Below are 25,154 nucleotides of genomic sequence, written 5' to 3'. Positions count from 1 at the left end.
GTACAATAACTCCGTCTTTTTTGGAAGTAATACAGTAACGCACTACACTGCTAGTCGCGGTGCAGTCTGGCGTATACATTGGGATCGAGATCCGGATTGACCTTGGTTATTTTTCTGTCATAGGTCATAAGTCCGTTTACTTCCTCTTCAACATCGCTAACCTGCGTATATACTGCGCCCGAGAGTCCCTTTGAGATAAGAGGGATAATGTTCGCGTTTATCACGTTGTAGTAAGCAACGCCGAGAGCCTCGAGGTTATCGTATTTTTTGTATCCGAATACTCTGTCGACACTTGAATGTCCGTCTATGTGGCAGGTAAATCCGCCGTATTCGGAGATGACAAAAGCCCTGTTCTTAGGATCTTTTTCTACAGCAAGAGGTCTGAAGTAGTTGTGTACGCTTCTAAAGTCGCCGCTTCCTTCGTCAAACCAGCCGCTGGCCTGGTCGATAGGTCTTGTGTTGTCGAGCTCTTTTGCCATAACGGTAGCACCTGCGGCGTTAAACTGACCCCATCCTTCGTTGAAGAGAACCCACGTTGCTATTGAAGGTACGCTGTAGAGGTATCTTATAGTGTTCTGCATCTCGTTAAGCCATTCTCCCCGTCCTTCTGCCGAGTGTCTTGAGAATGTCTTGTAGTACGCGGGGCCGTCTGACATTCTTCCGAATACTTTCGGGAAAAGAGTCGGAAGATAGGAGACCATGGGCTTTGCGTAGGATGAACCGCCGCTTACCATGTCCTGCCAGACTATCATTCCGAGCCTGTCGCAGTGATAGTACCAGCGCGCAGCCTCGATCTTTACGTGCTTTCTCATCATATTGAAATGAAGTCGTTTCATCTCAGTGATATCGAATATAAGCGCTTCGTCTGAAGGAGCGGTGTAGAGGCCGTCCGGCCAATAGCCCTGATCGAGAACTCCCATGAGGAAGTAGGGCTTGTGGTTAAGGAAGAAACGCTTTGTTCCCGTATTGTCTTCTTCAATGGTAAAAGATCTCATGGCAAAGTACGACTGAACGCTGTCGTCGCCTGCTTCTATGAGAATCGGGTACAGGTACGGATCTTCGGGGCTCCACAGATGAGCATCTTCAATTTCAAAAGAGAAGCTGTAACCTGCGGGAGCAAATTCTTTTACGCCGGCTTCGTTAGAAGGATATGTGTCTGACGAAAAGAGATCCTCGCGCTCAGAGTTAAAACTTTCGCCGGATTTCTTGGGTTTAATCGCCTCGTGTCCGGGAATTCTGACATCGATGTCGCAAGGCTTGTTTGTTGAAACTTCGATAGTCACGCTCTTTAAATCCTGTGAAGGAGTTACGATAAGCTCTCTTATGTAAGTTTCGGGAACTTCCTCAATCCAGACAGTCTGCCAGATTCCGCTCTGAGCGGTGTAGTACATTCCGCCTCGTCTTAGAGTCTGCTTACCTCTGCTGTGGTAGGAGCTGTCGCTCGTATCCCTGACTTTAACATGAATAAGAGTGTTAAGAGCGGTGCTGTCATTATCCGTAAACTTCAGATGATCCGTTATGTCCAGCGTAAAAGGAAGATATCCGCCGCCATGCGAGCCTACAAAAGATGAGTTTATATATACTTCGGCAAACTGATCTACAGCTCCGAAATGCAGTAAAAATCTTGAGTTTTCATGTTTCCTTTTAAGTGTCGGAAGTACCTTTTTGTACCAAAGAACCTGATCGGGTAGAAGTCTTTTTTCCACACCTGATAAAAAGCTTTCTGGTGAAAAAGGTACGAGAATCTCACCGTCAGTGTCCGCAGGGAGAACATTTGCCGATATATCCTGAACAATCTTGTATTCCCAGATACCGTTCAAATTCATAAAGCCGTCTCTTACAAAGCGCGGCCTTGGATATTCGGGAAGAACATTGTCTTTATCAAGGTTTTCTCCCCATACTGTATAAAGTCTGTTAAGCACATCGTCCTCGTGAGGTTTGTCGATTGCTTTTATTGCATCAATTAAGTCCATTTTCAACCTTTCCTGTATTTCCGGCAGCGATGAGATCTTGGTAGAACGCTGTCAATGTTGCATATCTGTAGACAAAAATCCACAAAAGCGGAATGAAAAAGGTCAAGCATCCGAAAATAATAAGCGGAATGAAGCTTATGTGCAAACTAAAGAGCTTAAACCTGTTCCCCTGCATAAGAGTTTTGCTGTATGCAAGGAGCTCTTTTGCCGATCTGTCAGGATAATCATGTAATAAATAAAAAGCCTGTGAATATGTAAGTGACACGTAGATGTTCACGATAAGTCCGAATAGCAGTGCGATGAAGAGTGCGACTCTGACGGAAAAAGGTGATCTCGGTGTCAGGATAAACCAAATTATTGAAGCGGGAAGACTTGAAAGGAAGTCCGCAAGTACAAAGACCGATTGAATCTTTACCGCTTTGTCGGGGTGCTGCTTAAGTCCGAAGAAAATGTCGCCTGTTGAAACCGTCTGTGAGTAGATGAGATTCATGTACAGGTAGGCTTTTCCTGAGACCAAAACACCAAGTAGTATGCTTACTATCAGGAATATTATTTGATTTATCGCAAATATAACAAGGCTACCCGAGCTTGAGATTGTCACAATGCTCGAGATAGCCATTTGCAGAACGAAAATTATAATATTTGCAAGTATTAAAATTCCGTATTTATCAAGTGATCTTTCTTTGGCGATTGCCTTTAATTCTGTCGATGTCTTAAGATTAGTCATTAAATATTGCTCCCAACTTACCCCGTAAGGTCTATATTTGCGCCGACAAGTCCCTGGCGGTGCATTGCTTTTCTCTCTTTTTCATACGGATTGTCTTCGTTTCCGTAGCGGATTTTGGTGGTTGTTTCTCCTCCGCAGACATAGGTTCGGCCACATTCCGGGCAAACGGCAGTCTTTATAGAAACTGAAGCCTGAAGAACTTTGCCGTTATTCATGGCGGCTTCTTTGTAGGCATTACTAACATGTTCAGCCTCATGACCGCGCACTCTTGCAGGAGCGGACTGCGGACTTATGTGCTGAGCGCTCTTAAAAGAAACCATCTCATCGGAACCATCCTGGTATTTGCGGTTCTTGCAGGTTTCGCACTCTGCGGGAGATGATACTCTGCCCGGTGCCTTCTCGGTGGAGGCATTGGGATTCAATATTGGTTTGTTTCCGGCTACAGCACTTGTGCCGATGGCGGCAGATCTGTATGGTGCATATCCGCTGCCTATCGCACCGATAATACTCATAACTTCAAATTACCTCGATTTTATTTCATTTAACATATCATCAAAACTTGTTCCGTACATCTGCTCAGACATTGTGTTAAGTTGCTGGCGCTGTTCGGGATTGGTAAGTACCGTATGTATGCTGGTAACCATCATGGTATATCCGAGAACTACGCCGACAGTTCCGAGTACAAGCGCTTTTTTTGCCTGCGGAAGGAATGTCTTCATGGTTCCCTTTGACAAAAGAGCCAGAACGACCGCTACACCGCCAAGAATAATGCCTGTGTAAAAGATAAGGCAAAGCGGGATTGAAAACATTCCCAGGATCCTGGCAAAAGTAGCAAGTGCCACGTGGCTGTCCAGCTCGTTATGTGCTTTGTTGTAGTTATAATTGTTGTAGTAGTATTTCTCGTCGTCGTTTTCTGCCATTTATATAAGAATGACTCCTTTTGAAATTTTTGGTTAATTACTTAAATTTTAGTATAAAACCCCGTATTTTACAATGCTTCGACATTTTACGGACTCTTGAAATACGTCCGCAAGGCTTGGTATAATATGGGAGTGCGCGGTTTATGAAAAAATAATCAAAAATTATTCTTTTTATCATAATTTCGGGGCACAAAGCATATATATACTGCGAGGTAGGTATGGATATAGTAGTAAAGATAAAAGAGGAGCTTAATGTAGAGAAGTGGCAGGTGGAAGCCGCTATTAAGCTTATTGATGAAGGAAACACCATTCCCTTTATCTCACGTTACAGAAAGGAAGTAACAGGCTCATTAAATGACGAACAGCTTCGTAACCTTGATGAGAGACTTAAGTATTTAAGAGGACTTGAGGAGAGAAGAGAGCAGGTTCTTGCTTCTATCGAAGAGCAGGGCAAGATGACCGATGAGCTTAGGGCTAAGATTGTTGCAGCCGAGACTATGGTTGCGATTGAGGACCTTTACCTTCCTTATCGTCCAAAGAGAAAGACAAGGGCAAGCATTGCCAGAGAGAAAGGGCTTGAAGGATTATCCGAGATCATTCTTGCGCAGGAAATTACAGGCTCACTGGAAGAAGCGGCCAAAGCTTTCGTTGACGCCGAGAAAGGTGTAAATGACGAGAACGAAGCCATCAGCGGAGCAATGGATATTATCGCCGAGGATATTTCCGATAACGCCGACTATCGTACGTATATAAGAGAAGCGACAATGGAGAACGGTATCCTTGTCGGAAGAGCCAAAGACGAGAAGGCTCAGAGCGTTTATGAGATGTATTACAACTACGATGAACCTGTGAAAAAAGTTCTCGGACACAGAGTTCTTGCTCTTAACAGAGGTGAGGCCGAGAAGTTCCTTGTAGTTAAGATACAGGCTCCCGAAGAGGATATCTTAAGATACCTTAATACCAAGATCATTACAAAAGATAACCCGGTGACTACTCCGGTCATTGAAGAGATCACACGAGATGCATATGAGAGATTGATAGCACCTGCTATTGAAAGAGATATAAGAAACGAGCTTACAGAGAATGCCGAAGATGGCGCTATTTCTGTATTTGGCAAGAATCTGACACAGCTTCTTATGGCACCTCCCATCGTTGGGAAAACTGTCCTTGGTTGGGATCCTGCGTTCAGAACAGGATGTAAGCTTGCAATAGTCGATGCTACCGGAAAAGTGCTTGATACAAAGGTTATTTATCCCACAGCACCTCAGAATAAAGTTGAGGAAGCTAAGGCAGACCTTAAGAAACTTATAGATAAATACAACGTAGACCTGATTTCTGTAGGTAACGGAACGGCTTCAAGAGAATCCGAGCAGGTCATTGTTGAACTTATAAAAGAACTTGATAGACCGGTTCAGTACGTAATCGTAAATGAAGCCGGAGCTTCTGTTTATTCTGCAAGTAAACTTGCAACAGAGGAGTTTCCACAATTCGATGTTGGTCAGAGAAGCGCGGCATCCATAGCAAGACGACTTCAGGATCCACTTGCAGAATTGGTTAAGATCGATCCCAAGTCAATCGGTGTAGGTCAGTATCAGCATGATATGAATCAGAAGAAACTCGGCGAGACACTTGAAGGTGTTGTCGAGGACTGTGTTAATAAAGTAGGTGTAGATCTTAATACTGCATCGGCACCTCTTCTTCAGTATATTTCAGGTATTTCAAAGGCAATTGCCAAGAATATCGTAGATTACAGAGAAGAGAACGGTAAATTCAAGAGTAGGGCAGAGCTTCTTAAAGTTCCGAAGCTTGGACCCAAGGCATATGAGCAGTGTGCCGGATTCTTAAGAATAGCTGACGGAGAGAATCCTCTTGATGCTACAAGCGTGCATCCCGAGTCATATGATGCAACACTTAAGCTTATGGATAAGCTTGGAATAACATTTGACGATGTTCGCGCGGCTCAGAAGAATGCAGCAAAGGCTGTTCTTGAAAAGCCTGCCGCTCGTTCCGAGAATAAACCTGCGCCAAAGAAAAAGCCCAAGCAGGTTGTTATCAGAAATACAAATACAGCTATGGGAGCAGCTCTTGCGGCTGCACTTGCAGGAAGCAATCTTGCAGTTGTTGAAGAAAATGCTAAGGGCGGAAACGCTTCTGCAAAAGCGGAAAGCGAAGCCGGAAACAAAACAGCATCAGTTGCCGGAAGTGCAGCAGGTTCTCTTTCACATAAGATCACAGAAAGTGAGAAAAAGAAGCTGTCAGAGGAACTTGGAGTCGGAGAGATCACTCTTACAGACATTCTCAGCGAGCTTGAGAAGCCTTCAAGAGATCCTCGTGAGAGCATGCCAGCACCTATTCTCAGAAGCGACGTTCTTGATATGAACGACCTTAAGCCCGGAATGGTTCTTAAGGGAACTGTTCGTAACGTAATTGACTTTGGCTGCTTTGTTGATATCGGAGTTCATCAGGACGGACTTGTTCATATATCGCATATTACAGACAGGTTCATCAAGCATCCGCTTGAAGCTGTGAGCGTAGGAGACATTGTAGACGTACAGGTTCTTGATGTTGAAGTTGATAAGAAGAGAATCTCTCTTTCAATGAAGCTTCGCGATCCCGCTCAGGTTGCGGCAGAGGCTGCGGAAAATGCAGCAAAGAGACCCGCACAGGAAGCGGCAAAAGCTGCTGAAAGAAAGGCAAGAGATGAAGAAGCTAAAAAAGCTGCTAAAGCGGCAGCTCCTGCAAGAAAGTCTGTAGTTAAGAGGACAACTGTTAAAAAGGCAGAGACTTCGACAAACGCTACTAAGAGTGCAAGCGGCACAATGACTACAGTTGCAAAAAAGGCTACAACAAGCGCGACATCCGATGCCGGAGCAGCTCCCGTTAAGAAGTTCAAGAAAAAAGGAATTGTTATCTTTAAAGGTAATGCAAACGATTAATTAGTTAAATCCCGACCGATTCAGGTCGGGATTTTTTTGCGTTAATCTTCCCAAACGGGTGTAGGCTGCTTCTTTGACTTGATACCGTAGATAAATAATGCGATGAGTACTACTGTGATCACTACGCAGGCAAAATGGATGTTTTACAGATTTAGAAGGAGGAATCGTATAACAATATTTAATGAGATAACAGCAAAAAATGGCGTGATAAGAAAGTGATTAATAGGTATAATGGATATGTATAATGCCGTAAAATAAGTATCTGTTTTACAATGGCATATATAAGTGTAAACAATATGTCGGCGCCTGCTATGGACGCTTATATATTTATTTAGGAGGTTACATATGCTTTATATTGGAGTAGATTTGGGAACGTCATCGGTTAAGCTCGTGCTTATGGATGAGACAGGTAAGATTCACGGAACAACATCAAGGGAATACAAGCTTTACTTCCCTCAGCCCGGCTGGTCAGAGCAGAATCCTTCTGACTGGTATAACGAGGCAATTGCAGGACTTAAGGATCTTCTTAAGGATGTTGATAAGTCAGAAGTTGCAGGTATCAGCTTTGGCGGACAGATGCACGGACTTGTAATTCTTGATGAGAACGATGAAGTTATTCGTCCCGCAATTCTTTGGAACGACGGAAGAACTCAGAAACAGGTTGATTATCTCAACAACGAGATCGGAAAAGAAACTCTTTCTAAGTACACTGCAAACATTGCATTTGCAGGATTTACAGCACCCAAGATTCTTTGGGTAAAAGAGAACGAGCCTGAGAACTTCAAGAAGATCAAGAAGATAATGCTTCCTAAGGATTATCTTGCATATAAGTTATCAGGAACATTCTGCACAGATTATTCTGATGCTTCAGGAATGCTTCTTTTGGACGTTAAGAATCGTAAATGGTCAAAAGAGATGTGTGATATCTGCGGAATCACAGAAAATATGCTTCCCAAGCTCTTTGACAGTTTTGAAAAAGTTGGCGAGTTAAAGCATGATCTTGCAGCAGAACTCGGACTTAAAGACGGTGTTGTTATCGCTGCAGGTGCAGGCGACAATGCGGCAGCAGCTGTAGGAACAGGAACAGTTGGAAACAACAAGTGCAACATTTCACTTGGAACCAGCGGAACAATCTTTATGTCATCAGACAGCTTTGCTGTAGACAGCAACAACGCACTTCATTCATTTGATCATGCCGACGGACACTTCCATCTCATGGGATGCATGCTCAGCGCAGCAAGCTGCAACAAGTGGTGGATGGATGAAATCCTCAAGACTAAGGATTATGCAGATGAGCAGAAGGGAATCGACAAGCTTGGCGAGAACCATGTATTCTTCCTTCCTTATCTTATGGGTGAGAGATCTCCTTGGAACAATCCTAACGCACGTGCTACTTTCACAGGTATCACAATGGATACAACCAGAGAGGATATGACACAGGCTGTTCTTGAAGGTGTTGCATTCGCAACAAGAGATATGTACGAAGTTGCTAAGAGCATCGGCGTAGCTCCCAAGAGAACAATGATCTGCGGCGGTGGTGCTAAGAGCCCTCTTTGGAGAAGAATGATTGCTAACATCCTCAACGTAGAAGTTGATGTTCCTTCATGTGAAGAAGGCCCCGGAATGGGCGGTGCTATGCTTGCTATGGTTGCATGCGGAGCATACAAGAGTGTAGAAGATGCTGCAGCAGCAATCGTTAAGGTAGACAAGACAGAGAAGCCCGATCCTGAGCTCGTAGCTAAGTACGAAGCAAGATACCAGCAGTTCAAGAATATTTATCCTGCACTTGCTGATACATTCGATAAGATTATTTAATAATAATTATTATAATATTCTATTGCTTTTATCGATTTATTAATGTAATATCAAAAGCGAGTCAGAAATGGCTCGCTTTTATAATTTTATACGAAGTTCTCTTATTCAGAGTGGTGGAGGTACATAGGACCTGTGAAGCCACGGCAACCCCTCGCAGTGAGGAAGGTGCCAACCTGAGCGTGCAATTCCAATAATGGATTACGAGCAATAAGAGGATCTGAAAATCAATCAGTTCCGCTTGTTTGTGCACGCAAAACAAGCGGTTTTATTTTTATAGCGCGATAGGCGCAGGAAAGGAAACAGAATGGACAAATTTATTTTCACATCAGAATCAGTAACAGAGGGACATCCCGATAAAATCTGCGATAACATCTCAGACGCAATCCTTGATGCTTGCATGGCAGAGGATCCTATGAGCCGTGTTGCTTGCGAGACAGCTACTTGCACAGGTTTCGTACTTATCACAGGTGAGATCACAACAAAGGCTAACGTTGATTATGCTAAGATCGCAAGAGAGACAATCAAAGAGATCGGTTATGATGACTCAGCTAAGGGCTTCGACGGAAATACATGTGCTGTATTCGTAGCTCTCGATCAGCAGTCAGCAGACATTGCTATGGGTGTTGATAAGGCTCTTGAAGCTAGAGAGAACCAGATGACAGATGAGCAGATCGAAGCAATCGGTGCCGGAGATCAGGGTATGATGTTCGGATATGCTACAAACGAGACAGAAGAGTACATGCCTTATGCTGTAAGCCTTGCTCACAAGCTTACAAAGAAGCTTACAGAAGTAAGAAAGAACGGAACTCTTCCTTATCTTAGAGCAGACGGAAAGAGCCAGGTTTCTGTAGAGTATGATGAGAACGGAAAGCCTATCCGTCTCGAAGCTATCGTAATCTCAACTCAGCATGATGAGAAGGTTACACAGGAGCAGATTCACGAAGATATCAGAAAGCAGGTTATCGATGCAATCGTAGATCCTAAGATGGTTGATGCCAACACAAAGATCTACATCAATCCTACAGGTCGTTTCGTAATCGGCGGACCTCAGGGTGATGCAGGACTTACAGGACGTAAGATCATCGTTGACACATACGGCGGAGCAGCTCGTCATGGCGGCGGAGCATTCTCAGGAAAAGACTGCACAAAGGTTGACCGTTCAGCAGCTTACGCAGCAAGATATGTTGCAAAGAACATTGTTGCAGCAGGCCTTGCAGACAGAGCTGAGATCCAGCTTTCATATGCTATCGGTGTAGCTCAGCCTACATCAATTCTTGTAGATACATTCGGAACAGGTAAGGTTTCAGATGAGAAGCTTACAGAGGCAGTTCGTAAGGTATTCGATCTTCGTCCTGCAGGAATCATCAAGATGCTCGACCTTCGTCGTCCTATCTACAAGCAGACTGCAGCATACGGTCACTTTGGCCGCAACGACCTCAACCTTCCTTGGGAGCAGACAAACAAGGTTGACGAGCTCAAGGCAGCAGTACAGTAATTAAGAAGAGAATTTAATATTTTTCAAATAAAGGGGTTGAGACAGCAGTTGTTTTTTGCGACAGCTGTCTCGACTTCTTTTGTTTTTAAGGGAAGAGTTATGGAAAATAATATGGTATAAATTTAGGGTTAAATTTATGGGAATATTATTGATGGAATGATATTGACGTGGTACGCTATTCATATAGCAAGGAAAGAAGGTGAACTTATGCCGAGTATAAAACCTGTTTCAGCATTAAAGAATTACACAAGTATAGTCAATGAAGTTTCTTATGGTAACAGAGTATATTTTACCAAGAATGGTCATGGTACATGTGCTTTGGTTGATATGGCAGAGCTTGATGAGCTTGATAAGCAAAAAGCACTCTTACAATTGATGACAAAATTAGCGGAAGCAAAGGTATCTGTGAGGGAAGAAGGAACCATTTCTGCAGACGATCTTGAGAAGGAGCTCGGATTATAACATGAAGTACAAGTTGGAATACTCACAGATTGTCCGAAGAAAGATGAAGATACTTAAAAAATATCTTTCAGAACAGTATGGTGAAGATTTTGCAAAGTCAGCAATAAAAAAGATAACAGCCAGAGCGCGAGAGTTACAGGATAATCCGGAACTTGGTGTTGATCTTGCAGCAAAGTACGAAGTCGACACAGATTACAGAGCTTTGTTTATTAACCATAATTATCTGTTTTATTACAAAGAAGGTAGTACCATTATTGTAGCTGAAATGATTGGAGAGAAAGAAGACTTTATGTATAAGTTGTTTGGTATCTCCGGACGAACCCAGGAATCTATTGATTACTGGGGAGAGTAGCCTTGTGGTTGCGCAAACTTTTAGTGAAAACAAAACAATATTAACAGACGTAAAAAAGGGAATGCTGAAAATCGGCATTCCCTTAATTTCTTACACTACCTGCACATTATCTTTTCCTGCAAGTTCCTCCAATCGCTCAATTATCATCTTATCCGCTTTTATCGTAGCGGAGCGTCCAAGTTTCTTAATCTGCTTGGTGTCCTTCAGGAATATTGCGATTTCATCGCGGCCGTCGGAGTCTGCGATGATGCGCTTAAGTTCCGGATCTTTTTCTTCATAAGCATTCTTGTTGTCGAATCTGAGCCACACAGTTCTTGGTATTTCATCAAAAAGAGTAACTTTTTGCGCGATGAGCTTAGCGTCGCGCTCATCTTCTACAGAAACGCGTCCTTCGATGAAGACCTTGGCATCTGCATCAAGCCTTGGGGCATTTGCTTCGTATGTCTTTGGGAAGACGATTACTTCCACACTTCCCACAAGATCTTCTACAGTAAGAAATGCCATGATCTGGTCGTTCTTTGTATATTTGATCTTCTTATCGCTTATGATACCGCCTATAATGGCTTTCTCATTGTCTTTTACCGCGGGCTCGCCCGTTTCATCGTCGAGGAAGAAATCAGCTGTTGTGTTTGAAATTCTCTTTTTCCACATTCCGACATAGTCATCGAGAGGATGTCCCGAAACATAGATTCCAAGGATATCTTTCTCAAATTCGAGAAGGAGTTCCCGAGGAAATTCTCCTACATCGGGAAGTGGAATCTCGTATTGCTTCTTGTCATCTTCGCTTACGATGTCGAAAAGAGTCATCTGCCCTGCCATAGAGTTTCGCCCGTTGTTATGCAGACGGTCCATTATCTGGGCGTAGACTGTCATCAGCTGCTTCCTTGTTCCGGGGAAACAATCAAAAGCACCTGCTTTTATAAAGTTTTCGATAGCTCTTTTGTTTACATCCGTGTCCTTGCCCTGCATGCGGGAAAGAAAATCGTTTATATCTTTGAACTTTCCGCGGATTGAACGTTCTTTTACAATAGCGGCGATAGCCGGATGACCTACACCTTTAATTGCGGTAAGAGCGTAGTGAATTGCCTTCTTCTTGCCGTGAGCCGACATCGTGGCAGAGCCGGCAGCAGAGTTATCACCGTCGCCTGCATCTATCTCGGTAACTGAGAATCCTTCAAATCCTTCGTTGATATCGGGAGGAAGGAGCGTAATGTTCATGTTTCTGCAGCTCATGATGTAACCCGAAACTTTACCCGGATTATCTATAACGGAAGTCATAAGGGCAGCCATGAATTCCACAGGATAGTAGCATTTAAGCCATGCCGTCTGAAGTGCGACAACCGCATAGCATGCAGCGTGTGACTTGTTAAAAGCATACTTTGCAAAGTCCATCATGGAGTCGTAGATTGCATTGGCTATCTCGGGATAAATGCCTTTTGAAGCACATCCCGGAACATTTTCCTCGGGATTTCCGTTTACGAAGTTGGCTCTTTCAACCTCCATTACATGCTGTTTCTTTTTACTCATGGCACGACGGACAAGGTCGGCACGGCCGAGAGTGTAACCACCGAGCTGCTGAACTATCTGCATAACCTGCTCCTGATAAACGATACAGCCGTAAGTTGGCTTAAGTATCGGTTCAAGCTCGGGTGTGAGATAGCTGATGGAACCTGCGTCGTTCTTACCTGAGATGTACTTCGGGATGAAGTCCATCGGGCCCGGTCGGTATAATGAGATTCCCGCTATGATGTCTTCCAGTGACTTGGGCTTAAGCTCTTTCATGAAAGCCTGCATTCCACCCGATTCAAGCTGGAATATACCGTCGCACTTGCCACTTCCTATGAGAGCAAGAACAGCGGGATCGTTGTAATCAATCTTGTCTATGTCGATGAAATTCGCATCACCTTTCTTTGCACCGATAGACGCGTTTGCAAAGCGAACAGCGTCCTTGATAACTGTAAGCGTGCGAAGTCCCAAAAAGTCCATCTTAAGAAGTCCCAGTTCTTCTATGGTTGTCATAGTGAACTGAGTCGTTATGTTGCCTTCTGCCGAGCGTGAGAGCGGAACGAGGTCTTCGGCGGGAGCCTGACAGATAACGACACCGGCTGCATGGATTGAAGTGTGTCTCGGAAGTCCCTCGAGTTTTTTACACATGTCGATCAGTTTGTGGACTGTCTCGTCAGTTTCGTATCTTGTGCGAAGCTCGGGATTCATCTCAAGAGCCCTGTTAAGCGTCATATTGAGCTCGTTCGGGATCATCTTGGAAATCTGATCTCCGTAGCTGTAGGGAAGGTCCATTACTCTGGCAACATCCCTGATAACGCCCTTTGCGGCAAGCGTACCGAAAGTAATAATCTGAACAACCTTGTCGGTGCCGTATTTTTCGGTAACGTAATCAATAACGTCCTGTCTTCGCTCGTACTCGAAATCCACGTCGATATCGGGCATGGATACACGTTCCGGATTCAGGAAACGCTCGAAGAGAAGATCGTACTTGATAGGGTCGATATTTGTTATGTGCATACAATAGGAGACGATACTTCCGGCAGCAGAACCTCTACCGGGACCTACTGCGATACCGTTTTCGCGGCAGTAGTTTATATAATCCCATACAATAAGGAAGTAATCGACGTAGCCCATTCTCTTGATGACACCGAGCTCGTAGTCGAGCTTTTTCTTGAGTGTTCCGTCATCATCGGGATATCTTTCATTAAGACCGTCAATACACAGCTTATTAAGATATGTCCATGAATCGTAACCTTCAGGAACCTCGAAGTGAGGGAGCTTTGTGACGCCGAACTCAATTTCGACGTTGCATCTTTCCGCAATCTTTGCCGTGTTGTCGATAGCTTCCTGCGCATATGGGAAAAGAGCTCTCATTTCCTCTTCGCTCTTTACATAGTACTGACCGCCTTCATAGCGCATACGGTCTTCATCGGAAACTTTTTTGCCCGTCTGGATGCAAAGAAGAAGGTCGTGAGCCTCTGCGTCATCTGCGTAGGTGTAGTGGCAGTCGTTTGTTGTGACAAGCGGAATATCAAGCTCCTGAGAAAGAGAGAGAAGCGCACTGTTTACCGTTCTCTGAGCGGGAATGCCGTGATCCTGAAGCTCCAAGAAAAAGTTGCCGTGTCCGAATATATTATCAAGCCTTAAAGCAGCCTCTTTTGCCTTGGCGGGAGTGCCCTTAATGATGTTCCTTGGGATCTCACCGGCAAGACAGGCACTGAGGCATATAAGACCTTCGTGATACTGCTCAAGGAGTTCCATATCAACTCGCGGCTTGTAGTAGTAACCTTCGGTAAAACCGCGGCTTACGATGTGGGACAGATTGGCGTATCCTGTATTGTTCTCGGCAAGAAGAACGAGGTGGTAATAGCGCTCGTCCATACTGCCTGTTTCCTTTTCAAACCTTGATCCGGGGGCAACATATACTTCACATCCAAGGATGGGATTGATTCCGGCCTCCTTGCACGCTTTGTAGAAATCGATGACGCCGTACATGACGCCGTGATCGGTGATTGCGCCCGAAGTCATGCCAAGGTCTTTTAGGCGCTTGACATATTCTTTTATTTTATTGGAACCGTCCAAAAGACTGTACTCTGTATGGACGTGAAGATGCGAAAAAGCCATATAAATACTCCCTGTTTTTCAGATGAAAAAATTATATCATATGAATTGAAATTTTTTATGAAAACACTCCGTCAATCATTGCATTTTAAAAAAAATTGCTCTAATATATGAAAAGAGTATGTCAATAAATTGTCAAATGTGAGCGTTTGACATTTTTAAGGGTTTTAATCTATAGAATCGAGGAAATAATTATGGCAAAGCAGATCAAAACAATCGGTGTACTTACCAGTGGTGGCGATGCACCGGGTATGAACGCAGCTATCAGAGCGGTTGTACGTAAGTCACTTGCGAACGGTCTCAAGGTAAAGGGAATCAAAAAGGGTTACATGGGACTACTTAATGAAGAGATCGAGGATATGGACAGAAGAAGCGTGTCTGATATCATTCAGCGCGGAGGAACTATCCTTGGTACAGCACGTTGTATGGAATTCACAACTCCCGAGGGACAGGCTAAGGGCGCAGAGATCTGCCGTAAGCACGGCATTGACGGCGTTATCGTTATCGGTGGTGACGGATCATACCGCGGAGCTCAGAAACTTTCACAGCAGGGTATCAACACTGTAGGTATCCCGGGAACAATCGACCTTGATATTTCATGTACAGATTACACAATAGGTTTTGATACAGCTATCAATACCGCTATGAGTGCTATAGATAAGATCAGAGATACATCATCATCTCACGAAAGAGTCAGCGTTGTTGAGGTTATGGGACGTCATGCCGGATATATCGCTCTTTGGTGCTCGATTGCCAACGGTGCGGATGACATACTTCTTCCTGAGAAATATGATTACAACGAGCAGCGTATTATCGACAACATCATCGATAATCGTAAGAAGGGTAAGACACATCACATCATCGTAAATGCCGAGGGTATCGGACATTCAACATCAATGGCTCGTCGTATCGAGGCTGCTACAGGCCTTGAGACAAGAGCAACTATCCTTGGATACATGCAGAGAGGTGGAAGCCCTACATGTAAGGACCGTGTTTATGCTTCTATGATGGGATGCTACGCAGCAGATATCCTTGCAGCAGGCAAGACAAACAGAGTAGTAGGATACAGAAACGGTCAGTTTGTTGACTATGATATTGATGAAGCTCTTGCTATGAAGAAGAACATCAACGAGTACATGTACGAGATTGCTCGTATTCTTTGATCAAAAAATATAATAGATATTTAAACTTTACCCCTTGCCGGTTAATTCGGTAAGGGGTTTCTTGTATGCAAAAAAGTAACAAACTATTCGCTCACGAAAAAAATCTGCTGTTTACTCGATAGTGATTGACCGCTAAAGCGTATTGTAATAGCCTTGTTGATGGTTACATATAAAAAATATATGTGGGTGGAGAGATGATCAACAAGGAAAAGATTGAGCAGGCAGTTAAGCTTTTGCTTGAAGGAATGGGGGAAGATGCCACAAGACCGGGGCTTGTCGAAACTCCCGAGAGAGTGGCGAGAATGTACGAGGAGATTCTTTCGGGTTACGGAGACTGCGCCGAGAGGCATCTATCAAAGACATTTCCTGTTGCGGAAAGCGGAATGATCCTTGAGAAAGACATTCAATTTTATTCATTGTGCGAGCACCATCTTCTGCCATTCTTCGGTAAGGTGCATATCGCTTATGTTCCGGTAGATGAAGTTGTCGGCATCAGTAAGCTGGCAAGGACGGTCGAGGTATTTGCCAGAAGGCTCCAGATTCAGGAGCAAATGACCGGCCAGATTGCGGATGCTATTGAAAAAAATCTTAAGACCAAGGGCGTTATGGTTCTTGTCGAAGCTGAGCACATGTGCGTCTCTATGCGCGGTATAAAGAAAAGCGGAAGTAAGACCGTGACTATCGCGTCAAGGGGCTGTTTTGAGAACGATCAGAATTTAAGAGAAACTTTTTTTAAACTAATCAGTTAAAAACAAGGGCGGTGAGAAGAGATGAAGATAGGGAAAAAATTTTTCGATCTAGATTCAGACAGATCACTTATCATGGGAATTTTGAACGTTACACCCGATTCTTTTTCTGACGGAGGGAAGTATTTAGACGTAGACAGCGCACTCTTTCAGACGGAAAAGATGATAAGGGACGGTGCAGACATAATTGATGTAGGAGGTGAATCAACGCGTCCCGGTTACACGAAGATTTCATGTTGGGACGAAATAGCAAGAATTAATCCGGTGATAAAAGCTATAAAAGAGCGGTTCGATGTACCCGTTTCTGTTGATACTTATAAGTGGGAAGTTGCGGAAGCTGTTATAGAAAGCGGTGCGGATATGATCAATGACATTTGGGGGCTTGATTATTACGAAGATACTGAGCATCGAATGGCACAGGTCGTTGCTGCTGCGGAGATTCCGGTCTGTATCATGCATAACAAAGCAGACAGGATCATAAGCATGGACAGATTCTCTTTTGAACGGGAAATAATTGAAGACATGGAAAAGAGGATTAAAATAGCCACGGATAACGGCATTTACGACTGGAATATCATCCTCGATCCCGGAGTTGGATTTGCCAAGAATTTTGAAGAGAATATGTGGTGTATATCTCTTATTAGTCAGCTCAAAAAACTTGGTTATCCCGTGCTTCTTGGAATATCGAATAAGTCGCTCATGGGCAATATCACAGGACTTGAAGTGGATCAAAGAAAAGAGGGAACGATAGCACTTAACGTGCTTGGAAGAGAATTTGGAGGCAAGATTTTCAGAGTGCATGATGTATTGGCAAACAAACGCGCACTCGCTGTTGCCGACAGTATTTGTGGATAAAACGAACAGGAGGGGGAAATATGGATTGCATTAAGATTGTTGATCTCGAAATTTTTGGAAATCACGGACTTTTGAGAGAAGAAAATGCTCTTGGGCAGAAATTTCTCATATCGGCAAATCTGTATTTGGATACGAGAAGAGCCGGAATGTGCGATGCAATGGAGTTTTCTGTAGATTATAATGAAGTTTGCCATCTTATATATGATTATGTTAAAGGAAATACCTACAACTTAATAGAAACCGTAAGCGAGGAGCTTGCTGAGGAGATACTGTTAAGTTTTCCGCTTTTGGAAAAGGTTGATATAGAAGTAAAGAAGCCATGGGCGCCGATCGGTCTGCCGCTTAGTTATGTGTCGGTTAATATTTCAAGAGGCTGGCATACGGCATATCTGTCGGTTGGTTCCAACATGGGTGACAAAGAAAAAAACGTAGAAGGAGCTCTGGAGGAGCTTTCAAAAGATTCTCTTATAAGAATCGGTAAGAAATCCGGGCTTATCACGACAAAGCCTTACGGATACGAGGATCAGGAGGATTTTTTGAACGGAGCGCTTGAGATAAGCACTCTTTACACTCCCGATGAACTTCTTGATAAGGTACATGATGTCGAAAGACAATTCGGAAGAGTCAGAGATGTCCATTGGGGACCGAGAACTCTGGATCTTGACATAATCATGTACGATCATCTGGTAATAAAAAATGAAAGACTTACGATTCCGCATATAGATATGCAGAACAGACAATTTGTATTAAAGCCGCTTGCCGAGATAAATGAACAGCTTGTTCATCCCGTATTACATAAGACGGTTGGGCAGATGCTCAGAGAAGTGCAAGCATAAATAATGGAGCGCCTGTAAGATTACTCTTACAGGCGCTCCATGGGTTTTGCTTTGGGAGGATCAACGTCCTGTGATCCAGTCCCAGATATCCATTAAATACATCATTGTGGTCGTCGTAAACCTCTTTCCTTTCCCCAAAATTTTAATTTCACATAGATTAGAGTATAATATTATCGAAAAAAAGAAAAGAATAAGTTAGTAAATGACATATTTTTTGTGTAAATGACATAAAAACCGGTGGTCAAAAATTGCAGATATGCCCGTTGTTAGGCTTTTCACAATGTGTTAATATTGTATCAATAGCTTTCTCAAGTGGATTGGGGGGTGGCAATATGGTGAATTTAAGTGTTGGTATATGCGACGACGACCCGAAATGTCATCGCAAGATCATGGAAATATGCGAAAAGCATTTTACCGACAACGGTATCGCCTGCGAGATTTTTTCTTATTATTCGGGCGAAGAAGTGATAAATGAGCACGATAATCACATCGATTTGCTTTTTCTTGACGTTGAGATGGAGGGCATTGACGGACTTAGGGTCATGCATAAGGCCGAAGATATGCAGAACATCCATAGCATTGTCTTTGTTTCCGCTCATGCCGAAGCGGTTTGGGATTCTTTTGGATACAAAACGAGGGGATTTCTTCAAAAACCTGTTGATGAAAAAAAGATATGTAAATGTCTTGATCAGGCGTATGAGCGCAAAAAAAACGATTCTTTTATAGATTTTCCAAATTATAACGGTTCAATTTTTTATAAAAAGTCAGATATTGTCTATGTTAAGTCAGACTCGAATTATGCGATATTATATCTTGGAAACAACGAAAAGATAATAACTTGTACTTTAAAAGAATGTGAAAAAAAACTTGGTGGAATGCCCTTTTTGAGAGTTCACAGGTCATATATCGTAAATCTCAATCATATAAAGAACATTACCGGGGAAACGGTATGCTTTAAAGACGGGTCTGCAATAAGGATAGGCAGAAGTTATAGAGAAAAAGTAAGAAAAGGATACAATGATTATCTGTTGGGTGAGCTGAAAAAATGAATGAGTGCGTGATTGCAGTAGTTTATTGTGTATTGGATATGCTTAAATATTACTTTTGCCTGTTATATGTATTTGATATACGTATAACACGCAGAAAGTATGCTGTTGTTGCGCTGATTACGACTGCTTCCATAGTAAGCGGACTCTGCTATTGGCTGACCGGAGGATCGGATAATTGCTGCGTCATTCCGAATGTTTTTATGCTGCTTTTTGTCTTTTTGCTTCAGAAAGGGAACCGGCTTAAAGGGGCATTATATGTTGTTCTTGCATGGATGATAATGGATACGCTTACGGAACTTGTCAAAATGTTTGCATCGACCGTAGGATTCGGACAGGATATTTTGTTTAAAAAGATAGCCTGGGAGTCAATAAATGCAAAGCTTTGTGCCATTTTGATAATCTTTGCGTATCACGGAGTGGTAAATATACTCATCCGAAAACGACTGGATTATTCATTCAGGACTGCTCAGTGGGGAGTAATCTTTGTGTGCTTTTTGGGACTTGTTTTGATTATTCCGCCGCTTGAGAGAATGAGTAACGGAAGAAATCTTTCTTCCGAAGAATACGTTAGAATGTGCATTTCGCTGATGCTTGTGCTATTTCTTTTTATCGGAGTTATGCTCTGGCAGAGCTATATTGTAAAAAAGAATCTCAGCATGAATGAACGTGAGCTCAGATATCAGTATGTTGTAAAGTCTCAGGCTGCTTATTTTGAGGGGCTTTTAAATGATTATACCGAGATCAGAAAGTTCAGACATGATATGAAAGCGCATGTAACGGCGCTTACAGAACTAGCTACGGACAGTAAAAATGAAAAGATACTTGAATATCTTAAGTCTATTGATGCCAAGCTTGCTTGTTCCGCAATAAAGAGCTATACGGGAAATAAGGCTGTGGATGCGGTCATAAACGAGCTTGCAAAGCACATGGAAGAATCAAAGATTAAATTTGAGTATGAAGGTGTCCTCAGGAACAGAGAAGATGTTCAGGATTTTGATTTTTGCACTATTTTTTACAACGTTCTTCAGAATGCCATCGAGGCATCGAAAGCTCTCGACGAGGACAAGCGTGAAGTGAGTGTCGAGGTCAAGAGCGTGGGCGATAAAGCGGGCATTCTTATAAGTAACAACACACTTCTTGAAAAGATTCCTGTAGAGAAGGAAGGGCGTTTTACGACCAAGAAAGATAAGGAAAATCACGGCTTTGGCATCCAGAATATCAAGGATGTTGTCAAAAAACATGATGGAATCTACGAAGCACGCATCGCTGACTCGCGCTATATAGTGACAATCGTGATATAAGCTCTTTTAATGTGGTATAATATTTATACACGTCGCTAAATTATCGCGTGAAATCGGTGACCAAAAGAGGTATATATGATCAAGAGTGTGAACAACGAACGTGTGCGTAAAGTTGTAAGCTATATACAAAAAAGTAAGGCCAGAAAAGAGGAAAACGTATTTGTCATAGAAGGCATGAAGATGCTTAGGGAAGCGCCTGTTCTTCAGGTAAGAGAGGCGTATGTGACAGAGAAGTTTCTGGATGAAGCTTCGGAGGAGGACAAAGAGATTCTTTGGAGATACGGAGCTGAAACGGTAACGGCCGAAGTTATGAAGAAAATGGCGGATACGCGTACACCGCAAGGGGTTTTGGCGGTAGTAAGCATGTATCATTACTCGGAGGAAGAGGTACTCGAAGGTTACAAAGAGATGGGGAATGAGAAACCTCTTTTACTCATACTTGAGAATATTCAGGATCCCGGGAATCTGGGAACCATGCTTAGATCGTCGGAGGGCGCGGGTGTAACGGGGGTTATACTGAGTAAGGGCTCTGCCGACGTTTATAATCCCAAGGTAATTCGCTCAACCATGGGATCTATATTCAGAATGCCCTTTATGTATGTGGATAACATCGCTTCATATGTGGAAAAGCTCTCGGATAGAGGGATAAAGACATATGCTGCGCATCTTAAGGGGAAAAAGAACTACGACAAATTTGATTATACGAAGCCTACGGCTTTTCTCATAGGAAATGAAGGAAACGGATTGTCCAAGGAGACAGCGGATGCGGCATCAGAGTATGTGCTGATACCGATGAAAGGGCAGGTTGAATCGATGAATGCTGCGACTTCGGCGGCTATACTTACATTTGAAGCATCCAGACAGAGGAGGAAATGAAGAAATGACAATTGGATTTATCGGACTTGGAAACATGGCAAAGGCGATGATCGGCGGGATTATTGCCAAAGGACTTATGGGACCTGATGAGATCATAGGAACTGCGGCAACCGAAGAGACATGCACTAAAGTTTCCGAAAAATACGGGATTCAGACACGCACCTCAAATGCTGCCGTGGCAAAGGAGGCTGACATCATAATTCTTGCCGTTAAGCCTCAGTACTTAAAGGTTGTTATTGCAGATATCATGGACAGCGTCGATGACAGCAAGGTAATCGTAAGCATTGCCGCAGGAAAGACAATAAGCTGGCTTCAGAACGAATTTGAGAAGCAGGTAAAGATTGTAAGAGTTATGCCAAACACACCGGCTCTCGTACTTGAGGGATGCTCGGCGGTTTGCAGAAACGATCTTGTGGATGACGATAATTACAGCTTTGTAAAAGAGCTTCTCGGAAGCTTTGGAAAAGCCTACACGGTTCCTGAGTCTCTCATGGATGTGGTTGTAGGAGTAAGCGGTTCTTCACCGGCTTACGTATTTATGTTCATAGAAGCAATGGCAGATGCTGCCGTAGAGGGCGGAATGCCCAGAAAACAGGCATATGAGTTCGCTGCGCAGTCGGTTCTTGGAAGTGCCAAGATGGTTCTTGAGACAGGAAAGCATCCCGGTGAATTAAAAGACATGGTATGCTCACCTGCCGGAACAACAATTGATGCAGTTCATGTTCTTGAAGAAAACGGATTCAGGGGCACAGTCATGAATGCGGTAACCGCCTGCATTGAAAAGAGCCGAAGCCTTTGAAATACCTGCATTTGCAGACTTGAAAAAGTATAAAATTTGACAAAAAAAGATATATTTGCTAATATCTCTACTACAGTGTTTTGCTAACGTTAACAAGTCGAAACATAAATGTAATAATATTTATTAGGAGTTTATAGGAAACAAAGCAATGAATAGAGTTATGAAGTTATTCTTGGAGGTTTCGAAGCTGCTATTTACCTGGGCTTTGATCATTGTGCTTTTTATATCTCAAGGAATAACAACAGAGGCTAAGAGAAGTTCGCTCAAAGCTAAACCATGTGCGGATCTCTCAGCAGGAATATCCGATATTGTCAGTCCGGTAACGCCTCTTGGTGTTGATAAAACTTCAACGGAAGCAAGAGTACTTGGGAATAGCAACAAATCCTCCGAAGCCATGAGCGCATCGTCTTCAAGCACGAGCAGTGAAGAAAACAAGCTTGTAATGTCTAAAGGAGCAGAGGCTATGTACATTTTGGCATCGCCTGACAGCGTGTCAAATGATGATAGCAACAAGGTTGGTGTTCTTTACAAGGATTGTGGCGGAAAAATTTTAGAAAGAAAAGACGGATGGACTAAGATCAGTTCCGGTGACGTGATCGGTTGGGCCAAAGATGACAATCTTTTGTTCGACGATGATGCGGAAAAGCTTGCATCCGAAGTAGGAAAGCAGATCGTAACCAATCAGAGCAGCGCGCTTAAAGTAAGATCTAGCGACTCTGATGACGCAAAGGTTATAGGTGTGCTTGGTGAGAAGTCTTTTGTGGACATGCTCGAAGATATGGGCAACGGATGGATCGCTGTTGATTACAACGACCATAAAGGTTTTGTCCAGGCCGAGTATGTAAGCACAGACTTTAAGATTGACCAAGGTAAGTCGATGGCAGCGATCAAGATGCGTGAGATCGACAAGAAGGGCAGACAGGCAGCTAAGGCACCTGAACTTAGAGAGAACAGAGGCGCTGTAGATGCAAGTGCTGACGAACTTAAACTTCTTGCAGCACTTATCCAGTGTGAAGCCGGTAATCAGCCATATGACGGCCGAGTTGCTGTCGGAGCGGTTGTTATGAACCGTGTTAAGAGCGGTGCATATCCTAACAGCATTTACAATGTTATCTACGCTTCAGGTCAGTTCACACCTGCACTTAACGGAACAGTTGCTAAGGTTTACGATAGCGATAGAATATATGATATGAATTATCAGGCTGCTCAGGCAGCGCTTAACGGTGAAACAACAGTCGGATCCGCTCTTCACTTCAGAAGAGTCAACGGACGCGAAGGAATTGTCATCGGTGAGCATGTATTTTGGTGATATTATGAGGGATTGCAGAAATGCAATCCCTTATTTACAATATAGAGACAGAGTGTAATAATAGTGCATAATTATTTTGAACGGAGGAGCATGACATGAATTTAAAGGGACGCGATTTTTTGAAACTTCTTGATTACACTGCTGAGGAGATTGAGTACCTGATCGACCTCGCTGCTGAGCTCAAGAGAAAGAAAAAAGAGGGTATTCTTCACGATGAACTTAAGGGAAAGAATATTGCTCTTATCTTCGAGAAGACAAGTACGCGTACCAGATGCTCTTTTGAAGTTGCAGCTTCGGATCTTGGAATGGGATCTACATTTCTTAATCCCACAGACTCTCAGATCGGTAAAAAAGAGAGTATCGCCGACACTGCACGAGTTCTTGCAAGTATGTACGACGGAATCGAGTACAGAGGCTTTGAGCAGGAGAAAGTTGAAGCTCTTGCCAAGTACAGTAAAGTTCCTGTATGGAACGGACTTACAAACGAGTTCCATCCCACACAGATGCTTGCAGATATGTTGACCATTAAGGAACACTTTGGCAAACTTAAGGGACTTCACCTCGCATATATGGGTGATGCAAGATACAACACAGGTAATTCACTTATGGTCGTATGCGCTAAGCTCGGTCTTGATTTTACCGTTGTATCTAATAAGAAATATTTCCCTTCAGAGGAACTTGTAAACACATGTAAAGAAATTGCCGCACAGTCAGGCGCTTCTATAAACTTCAGCGAAGACCCCATGGAGGGAACAAAGGGCGCTGATATTGTTTATACAGACATATGGGTTTCAATGGGTGAACCCGACAGTATCTGGGAGGAGAGGATAAAAGACCTTCGTCCTTATCAGGTAAATATGGATATCATGAAGAATGCGGGAGAGAAGAGCGTATTCATGCACTGCCTGCCTTCATTCCACGATCTCAACACAGGAATCGGAATGGAGATCAAAGAAAAATTCGGTCTTGATGAGATGGAAGTTACGGATGAAGTGTTTGAGTCAGAAAGGTCTATAGTGTTTGATGAGGCTGAGAACCGCATGCACACTATAAAGGCTGTGATGCTGGCAACAATAAAAGGAAATTGCTAATGCTAAATGCAGAAAATATAAGGGGGCAGCTCGGTACTAAGTGGGCTGCCCGTAACCTTATTTTTAAGGAAATTACGGAATCCACAAATGACGATGCCAAGATGCTCGGCGAAGAAGATGCACCTCATGGTACACTTGTTGTCGCGGATGTTCAGACGAGCGGACGAGGCTCAAGAGGAAGAAACTGGGAGACTCCCGGCGGAAGCAATATTGCAATGAGTCTCCTTGTAAGGCCTACGGCGCCACCTGACAAGATATCAGTTCTTACGCTTATTATGGGACTTTCGATCGCGCAGGGCGTTGAGGATCTTTTTGCCGACAACGAAGAGTTTGCGGATTATCCCCAGATCAAATGGCCCAATGACGTTGTCATCGCGGGTAAAAAAATCTGTGGAATACTTACGGAACTTCATATGAATAACGACAACACCATAAACAACGTGGTTATCGGAGTAGGAATAAACGTCAACATGAATTCTTTTCCGGAGGAAATCGAAGATATAGCAGGTTCTATCTATACTCAGACCGGATTTAAAGTTGACAGGGCAAGCGTTGTCGCTGCATGTATGAAGAGATTTGAGGAAAACTACGAGAAATTTGAGAAGACTTATGATCTGTCTCTTTTAAAAGAAGAATATGAGGATAGGCTCATAAACAGAGACAGAACGGTTAAGATACTTGACCCTCGCGGAGAGTACGAGGCGGTTGCCTTGGGAATCGGAGATGACGGTGCGCTTAAAGTGCGACTTTCTGACGGGAATGTCGTTAATATAAACGCCGGAGAGGTGTCGGTACGAGGACTTTACGGATATGTATGAGAAA

At 43.4% G+C, this 25,154-nt stretch carries 21 protein-coding genes and 1 riboswitch; of the genes, 16 read left to right on the top strand and 5 right to left on the bottom strand.

From position 1 onward, the window contains the following. Window positions 1–50: 50 nt before the first annotated feature. Genes BM398_RS14090 through BM398_RS14075 form a run of 4 tightly spaced genes read right to left on the bottom strand, consistent with a single transcriptional unit; the run spans window position 51 to window position 3,620 of the window. Complete coding sequence (locus BM398_RS14090) at window positions 51–1,973, bottom strand: glycoside hydrolase family 2 protein (RefSeq protein ID WP_092338467.1); 1,923 nt, start codon at window positions 1,971–1,973, stop codon at window positions 51–53. Continuing rightward, window positions 1,960–2,700 (bottom strand): DUF975 family protein, encoded by a 741-nt coding sequence (locus BM398_RS14085; protein ID WP_092338465.1) that lies wholly within the window; start codon window positions 2,698–2,700, stop codon window positions 1,960–1,962. Before BM398_RS14085 ends, BM398_RS14090 begins: the two co-directional genes overlap by 14 nt. Window positions 2,701–2,717: 17 nt before the next feature. Beyond that, window positions 2,718–3,212, bottom strand: a complete 495-nt coding sequence (locus BM398_RS14080; protein ID WP_026656121.1) for a hypothetical protein — start codon at window positions 3,210–3,212, stop codon at window positions 2,718–2,720. Window positions 3,213–3,221: 9 nt separating this feature from the next. Continuing rightward, window positions 3,222–3,620 carry a hypothetical protein gene (locus BM398_RS14075; protein WP_026656119.1) on the bottom strand — a complete coding sequence of 133 codons (399 nt, stop codon included), beginning with the start codon at window positions 3,618–3,620 and terminating at the stop codon, window positions 3,222–3,224. Between the two features lie 218 nt (window positions 3,621–3,838). Here BM398_RS14075 and BM398_RS14070 point away from each other — a divergent pair, with 218 nt between their 5' ends. The 5 genes from BM398_RS14070 (at window position 3,839) to BM398_RS14050 (ending at window position 10,680) form a co-directional block, all read left to right on the top strand. Then, window positions 3,839–6,556 (top strand): Tex family protein, encoded by a 2,718-nt coding sequence (locus tag BM398_RS14070; RefSeq protein WP_092338463.1) that lies wholly within the window; start codon window positions 3,839–3,841, stop codon window positions 6,554–6,556. Between the two features lie 345 nt (window positions 6,557–6,901). Beyond that, window positions 6,902–8,371, top strand: coding sequence for a xylulokinase (gene xylB / locus BM398_RS14065; RefSeq protein WP_092338461.1), 1,470 nt, complete (start codon window positions 6,902–6,904; stop codon window positions 8,369–8,371). 98 nt (window positions 8,372–8,469) lie between these two features. Next, window positions 8,470–8,585: riboswitch (SAM riboswitch) on the top strand. Window positions 8,586–8,675: 90 nt separating this feature from the next. Beyond that, on the top strand, window positions 8,676–9,866 hold the full coding sequence (metK, locus tag BM398_RS14060) for a methionine adenosyltransferase (protein ID WP_092338459.1): 1,191 nt from the start codon (window positions 8,676–8,678) through the stop codon (window positions 9,864–9,866). Between the two features lie 207 nt (window positions 9,867–10,073). Further along, on the top strand, window positions 10,074–10,328 hold the full coding sequence (locus BM398_RS14055; protein WP_092338457.1) for a type II toxin-antitoxin system prevent-host-death family antitoxin: 255 nt from the start codon (window positions 10,074–10,076) through the stop codon (window positions 10,326–10,328). A gap of 1 nt (window position 10,329) precedes the next feature. Beyond that, a complete protein-coding gene (locus tag BM398_RS14050) occupies window positions 10,330–10,680 on the top strand; it encodes a type II toxin-antitoxin system RelE/ParE family toxin (protein ID WP_092338455.1) in 351 nt (116 codons plus the stop codon). Between the two features lie 90 nt (window positions 10,681–10,770). On the opposite strand, the gene BM398_RS14045 is transcribed toward BM398_RS14050, so the two are convergent. Next, window positions 10,771–14,310, bottom strand: a complete 3,540-nt coding sequence (locus BM398_RS14045) for a DNA polymerase III subunit alpha (RefSeq protein WP_092338453.1) — start codon at window positions 14,308–14,310, stop codon at window positions 10,771–10,773. Window positions 14,311–14,501: 191 nt separating this feature from the next. On the opposite strand from BM398_RS14045, the gene pfkA reads away from it, so the two are divergent. From pfkA to BM398_RS13990, 11 genes are all read left to right on the top strand, one after another. Continuing rightward, window positions 14,502–15,470 carry a 6-phosphofructokinase gene (gene pfkA / locus BM398_RS14040; RefSeq protein ID WP_092338451.1) on the top strand — a complete coding sequence of 323 codons (969 nt, stop codon included), beginning with the start codon at window positions 14,502–14,504 and terminating at the stop codon, window positions 15,468–15,470. Between the two features lie 194 nt (window positions 15,471–15,664). Further along, on the top strand, window positions 15,665–16,219 hold the full coding sequence (gene folE / locus BM398_RS14035) for a GTP cyclohydrolase I FolE (RefSeq protein WP_092338449.1): 555 nt from the start codon (window positions 15,665–15,667) through the stop codon (window positions 16,217–16,219). Between the two features lie 21 nt (window positions 16,220–16,240). Further along, window positions 16,241–17,071, top strand: coding sequence for a dihydropteroate synthase (gene folP / locus BM398_RS14030; RefSeq protein ID WP_092338447.1), 831 nt, complete (start codon window positions 16,241–16,243; stop codon window positions 17,069–17,071). Window positions 17,072–17,091: 20 nt separating this feature from the next. Next, window positions 17,092–17,907, top strand: coding sequence for a 2-amino-4-hydroxy-6-hydroxymethyldihydropteridine diphosphokinase (gene folK, locus BM398_RS14025; RefSeq protein ID WP_092338445.1), 816 nt, complete (start codon window positions 17,092–17,094; stop codon window positions 17,905–17,907). A gap of 332 nt (window positions 17,908–18,239) precedes the next feature. Beyond that, the gene (locus BM398_RS14020; RefSeq protein ID WP_092338443.1) at window positions 18,240–18,956 is read left to right on the top strand and encodes a LytR/AlgR family response regulator transcription factor; all 717 of its coding nucleotides are present in this window, start codon (window positions 18,240–18,242) and stop codon (window positions 18,954–18,956) included. After that, window positions 18,953–20,257 carry a GHKL domain-containing protein gene (locus BM398_RS14015; RefSeq protein ID WP_092338441.1) on the top strand — a complete coding sequence of 435 codons (1,305 nt, stop codon included), beginning with the start codon at window positions 18,953–18,955 and terminating at the stop codon, window positions 20,255–20,257. Before BM398_RS14020 ends, BM398_RS14015 begins: the two co-directional genes overlap by 4 nt. Before the next feature lie 75 nt (window positions 20,258–20,332). After that, window positions 20,333–21,133: a TrmH family RNA methyltransferase gene (locus BM398_RS14010; RefSeq protein ID WP_092338440.1), complete on the top strand. Its 801-nt coding sequence runs from the start codon at window positions 20,333–20,335 to the stop codon at window positions 21,131–21,133. 4 nt (window positions 21,134–21,137) lie between these two features. Further along, the gene (gene proC / locus BM398_RS14005) at window positions 21,138–21,932 is read left to right on the top strand and encodes a pyrroline-5-carboxylate reductase (protein ID WP_092338438.1); all 795 of its coding nucleotides are present in this window, start codon (window positions 21,138–21,140) and stop codon (window positions 21,930–21,932) included. Window positions 21,933–22,080: 148 nt separating this feature from the next. Then, entirely contained in the window at window positions 22,081–23,241 is a 1,161-nt protein-coding gene (locus BM398_RS14000) for a cell wall hydrolase (protein ID WP_092338436.1), read from the top strand. Between the two features lie 95 nt (window positions 23,242–23,336). Next, the gene (gene argF / locus BM398_RS13995) at window positions 23,337–24,332 is read left to right on the top strand and encodes an ornithine carbamoyltransferase (RefSeq protein ID WP_092338434.1); all 996 of its coding nucleotides are present in this window, start codon (window positions 23,337–23,339) and stop codon (window positions 24,330–24,332) included. Further along, the gene (locus BM398_RS13990) at window positions 24,332–25,150 is read left to right on the top strand and encodes a biotin--[acetyl-CoA-carboxylase] ligase (RefSeq protein ID WP_092338432.1); all 819 of its coding nucleotides are present in this window, start codon (window positions 24,332–24,334) and stop codon (window positions 25,148–25,150) included. The genes argF and BM398_RS13990 overlap by 1 nt, the downstream gene beginning before the upstream one ends. The last annotated feature ends 4 nt before the right edge of the window (window positions 25,151–25,154 follow it).

The sequence above is a fragment of the Butyrivibrio sp. M55 genome (assembly GCF_900116865.1).
Classification (GTDB): domain Bacteria; phylum Bacillota; class Clostridia; order Lachnospirales; family Lachnospiraceae; genus Butyrivibrio.
This window is presented reverse-complemented; position numbering and strand designations above follow the sequence as displayed.

Excerpts from the sequence above, each read along its gene's own strand:
- BM398_RS14090 (WP_092338467.1), bottom strand. The coding sequence starts at position 1,973 with ATGGACTTAATTGATGCAATAAAAGCAATCGACAAACCTCACGAGGAC.
- BM398_RS14085 (WP_092338465.1), bottom strand. The coding sequence starts at position 2,700 with ATGACTAATCTTAAGACATCGACAGAATTAAAGGCAATCGCCAAAGAA.
- BM398_RS14080 (WP_026656121.1), bottom strand. The coding sequence starts at position 3,212 with ATGAGTATTATCGGTGCGATAGGCAGCGGATATGCACCATACAGATCT.
- BM398_RS14075 (WP_026656119.1), bottom strand. The coding sequence starts at position 3,620 with ATGGCAGAAAACGACGACGAGAAATACTACTACAACAATTATAACTAC.
- BM398_RS14070 (WP_092338463.1), top strand. The coding sequence starts at position 3,839 with ATGGATATAGTAGTAAAGATAAAAGAGGAGCTTAATGTAGAGAAGTGG.
- xylB (WP_092338461.1), top strand. The coding sequence starts at position 6,902 with ATGCTTTATATTGGAGTAGATTTGGGAACGTCATCGGTTAAGCTCGTG.
- metK (WP_092338459.1), top strand. The coding sequence starts at position 8,676 with ATGGACAAATTTATTTTCACATCAGAATCAGTAACAGAGGGACATCCC.
- BM398_RS14055 (WP_092338457.1), top strand. The coding sequence starts at position 10,074 with ATGCCGAGTATAAAACCTGTTTCAGCATTAAAGAATTACACAAGTATA.
- BM398_RS14050 (WP_092338455.1), top strand. The coding sequence starts at position 10,330 with ATGAAGTACAAGTTGGAATACTCACAGATTGTCCGAAGAAAGATGAAG.
- BM398_RS14045 (WP_092338453.1), bottom strand. The coding sequence starts at position 14,310 with ATGGCTTTTTCGCATCTTCACGTCCATACAGAGTACAGTCTTTTGGAC.
- pfkA (WP_092338451.1), top strand. The coding sequence starts at position 14,502 with ATGGCAAAGCAGATCAAAACAATCGGTGTACTTACCAGTGGTGGCGAT.
- folE (WP_092338449.1), top strand. The coding sequence starts at position 15,665 with ATGATCAACAAGGAAAAGATTGAGCAGGCAGTTAAGCTTTTGCTTGAA.
- folP (WP_092338447.1), top strand. The coding sequence starts at position 16,241 with ATGAAGATAGGGAAAAAATTTTTCGATCTAGATTCAGACAGATCACTT.
- folK (WP_092338445.1), top strand. The coding sequence starts at position 17,092 with ATGGATTGCATTAAGATTGTTGATCTCGAAATTTTTGGAAATCACGGA.
- BM398_RS14020 (WP_092338443.1), top strand. The coding sequence starts at position 18,240 with ATGGTGAATTTAAGTGTTGGTATATGCGACGACGACCCGAAATGTCAT.
- BM398_RS14015 (WP_092338441.1), top strand. The coding sequence starts at position 18,953 with ATGAATGAGTGCGTGATTGCAGTAGTTTATTGTGTATTGGATATGCTT.
- BM398_RS14010 (WP_092338440.1), top strand. The coding sequence starts at position 20,333 with ATGATCAAGAGTGTGAACAACGAACGTGTGCGTAAAGTTGTAAGCTAT.
- proC (WP_092338438.1), top strand. The coding sequence starts at position 21,138 with ATGACAATTGGATTTATCGGACTTGGAAACATGGCAAAGGCGATGATC.
- BM398_RS14000 (WP_092338436.1), top strand. The coding sequence starts at position 22,081 with ATGAATAGAGTTATGAAGTTATTCTTGGAGGTTTCGAAGCTGCTATTT.
- argF (WP_092338434.1), top strand. The coding sequence starts at position 23,337 with ATGAATTTAAAGGGACGCGATTTTTTGAAACTTCTTGATTACACTGCT.
- BM398_RS13990 (WP_092338432.1), top strand. The coding sequence starts at position 24,332 with ATGCTAAATGCAGAAAATATAAGGGGGCAGCTCGGTACTAAGTGGGCT.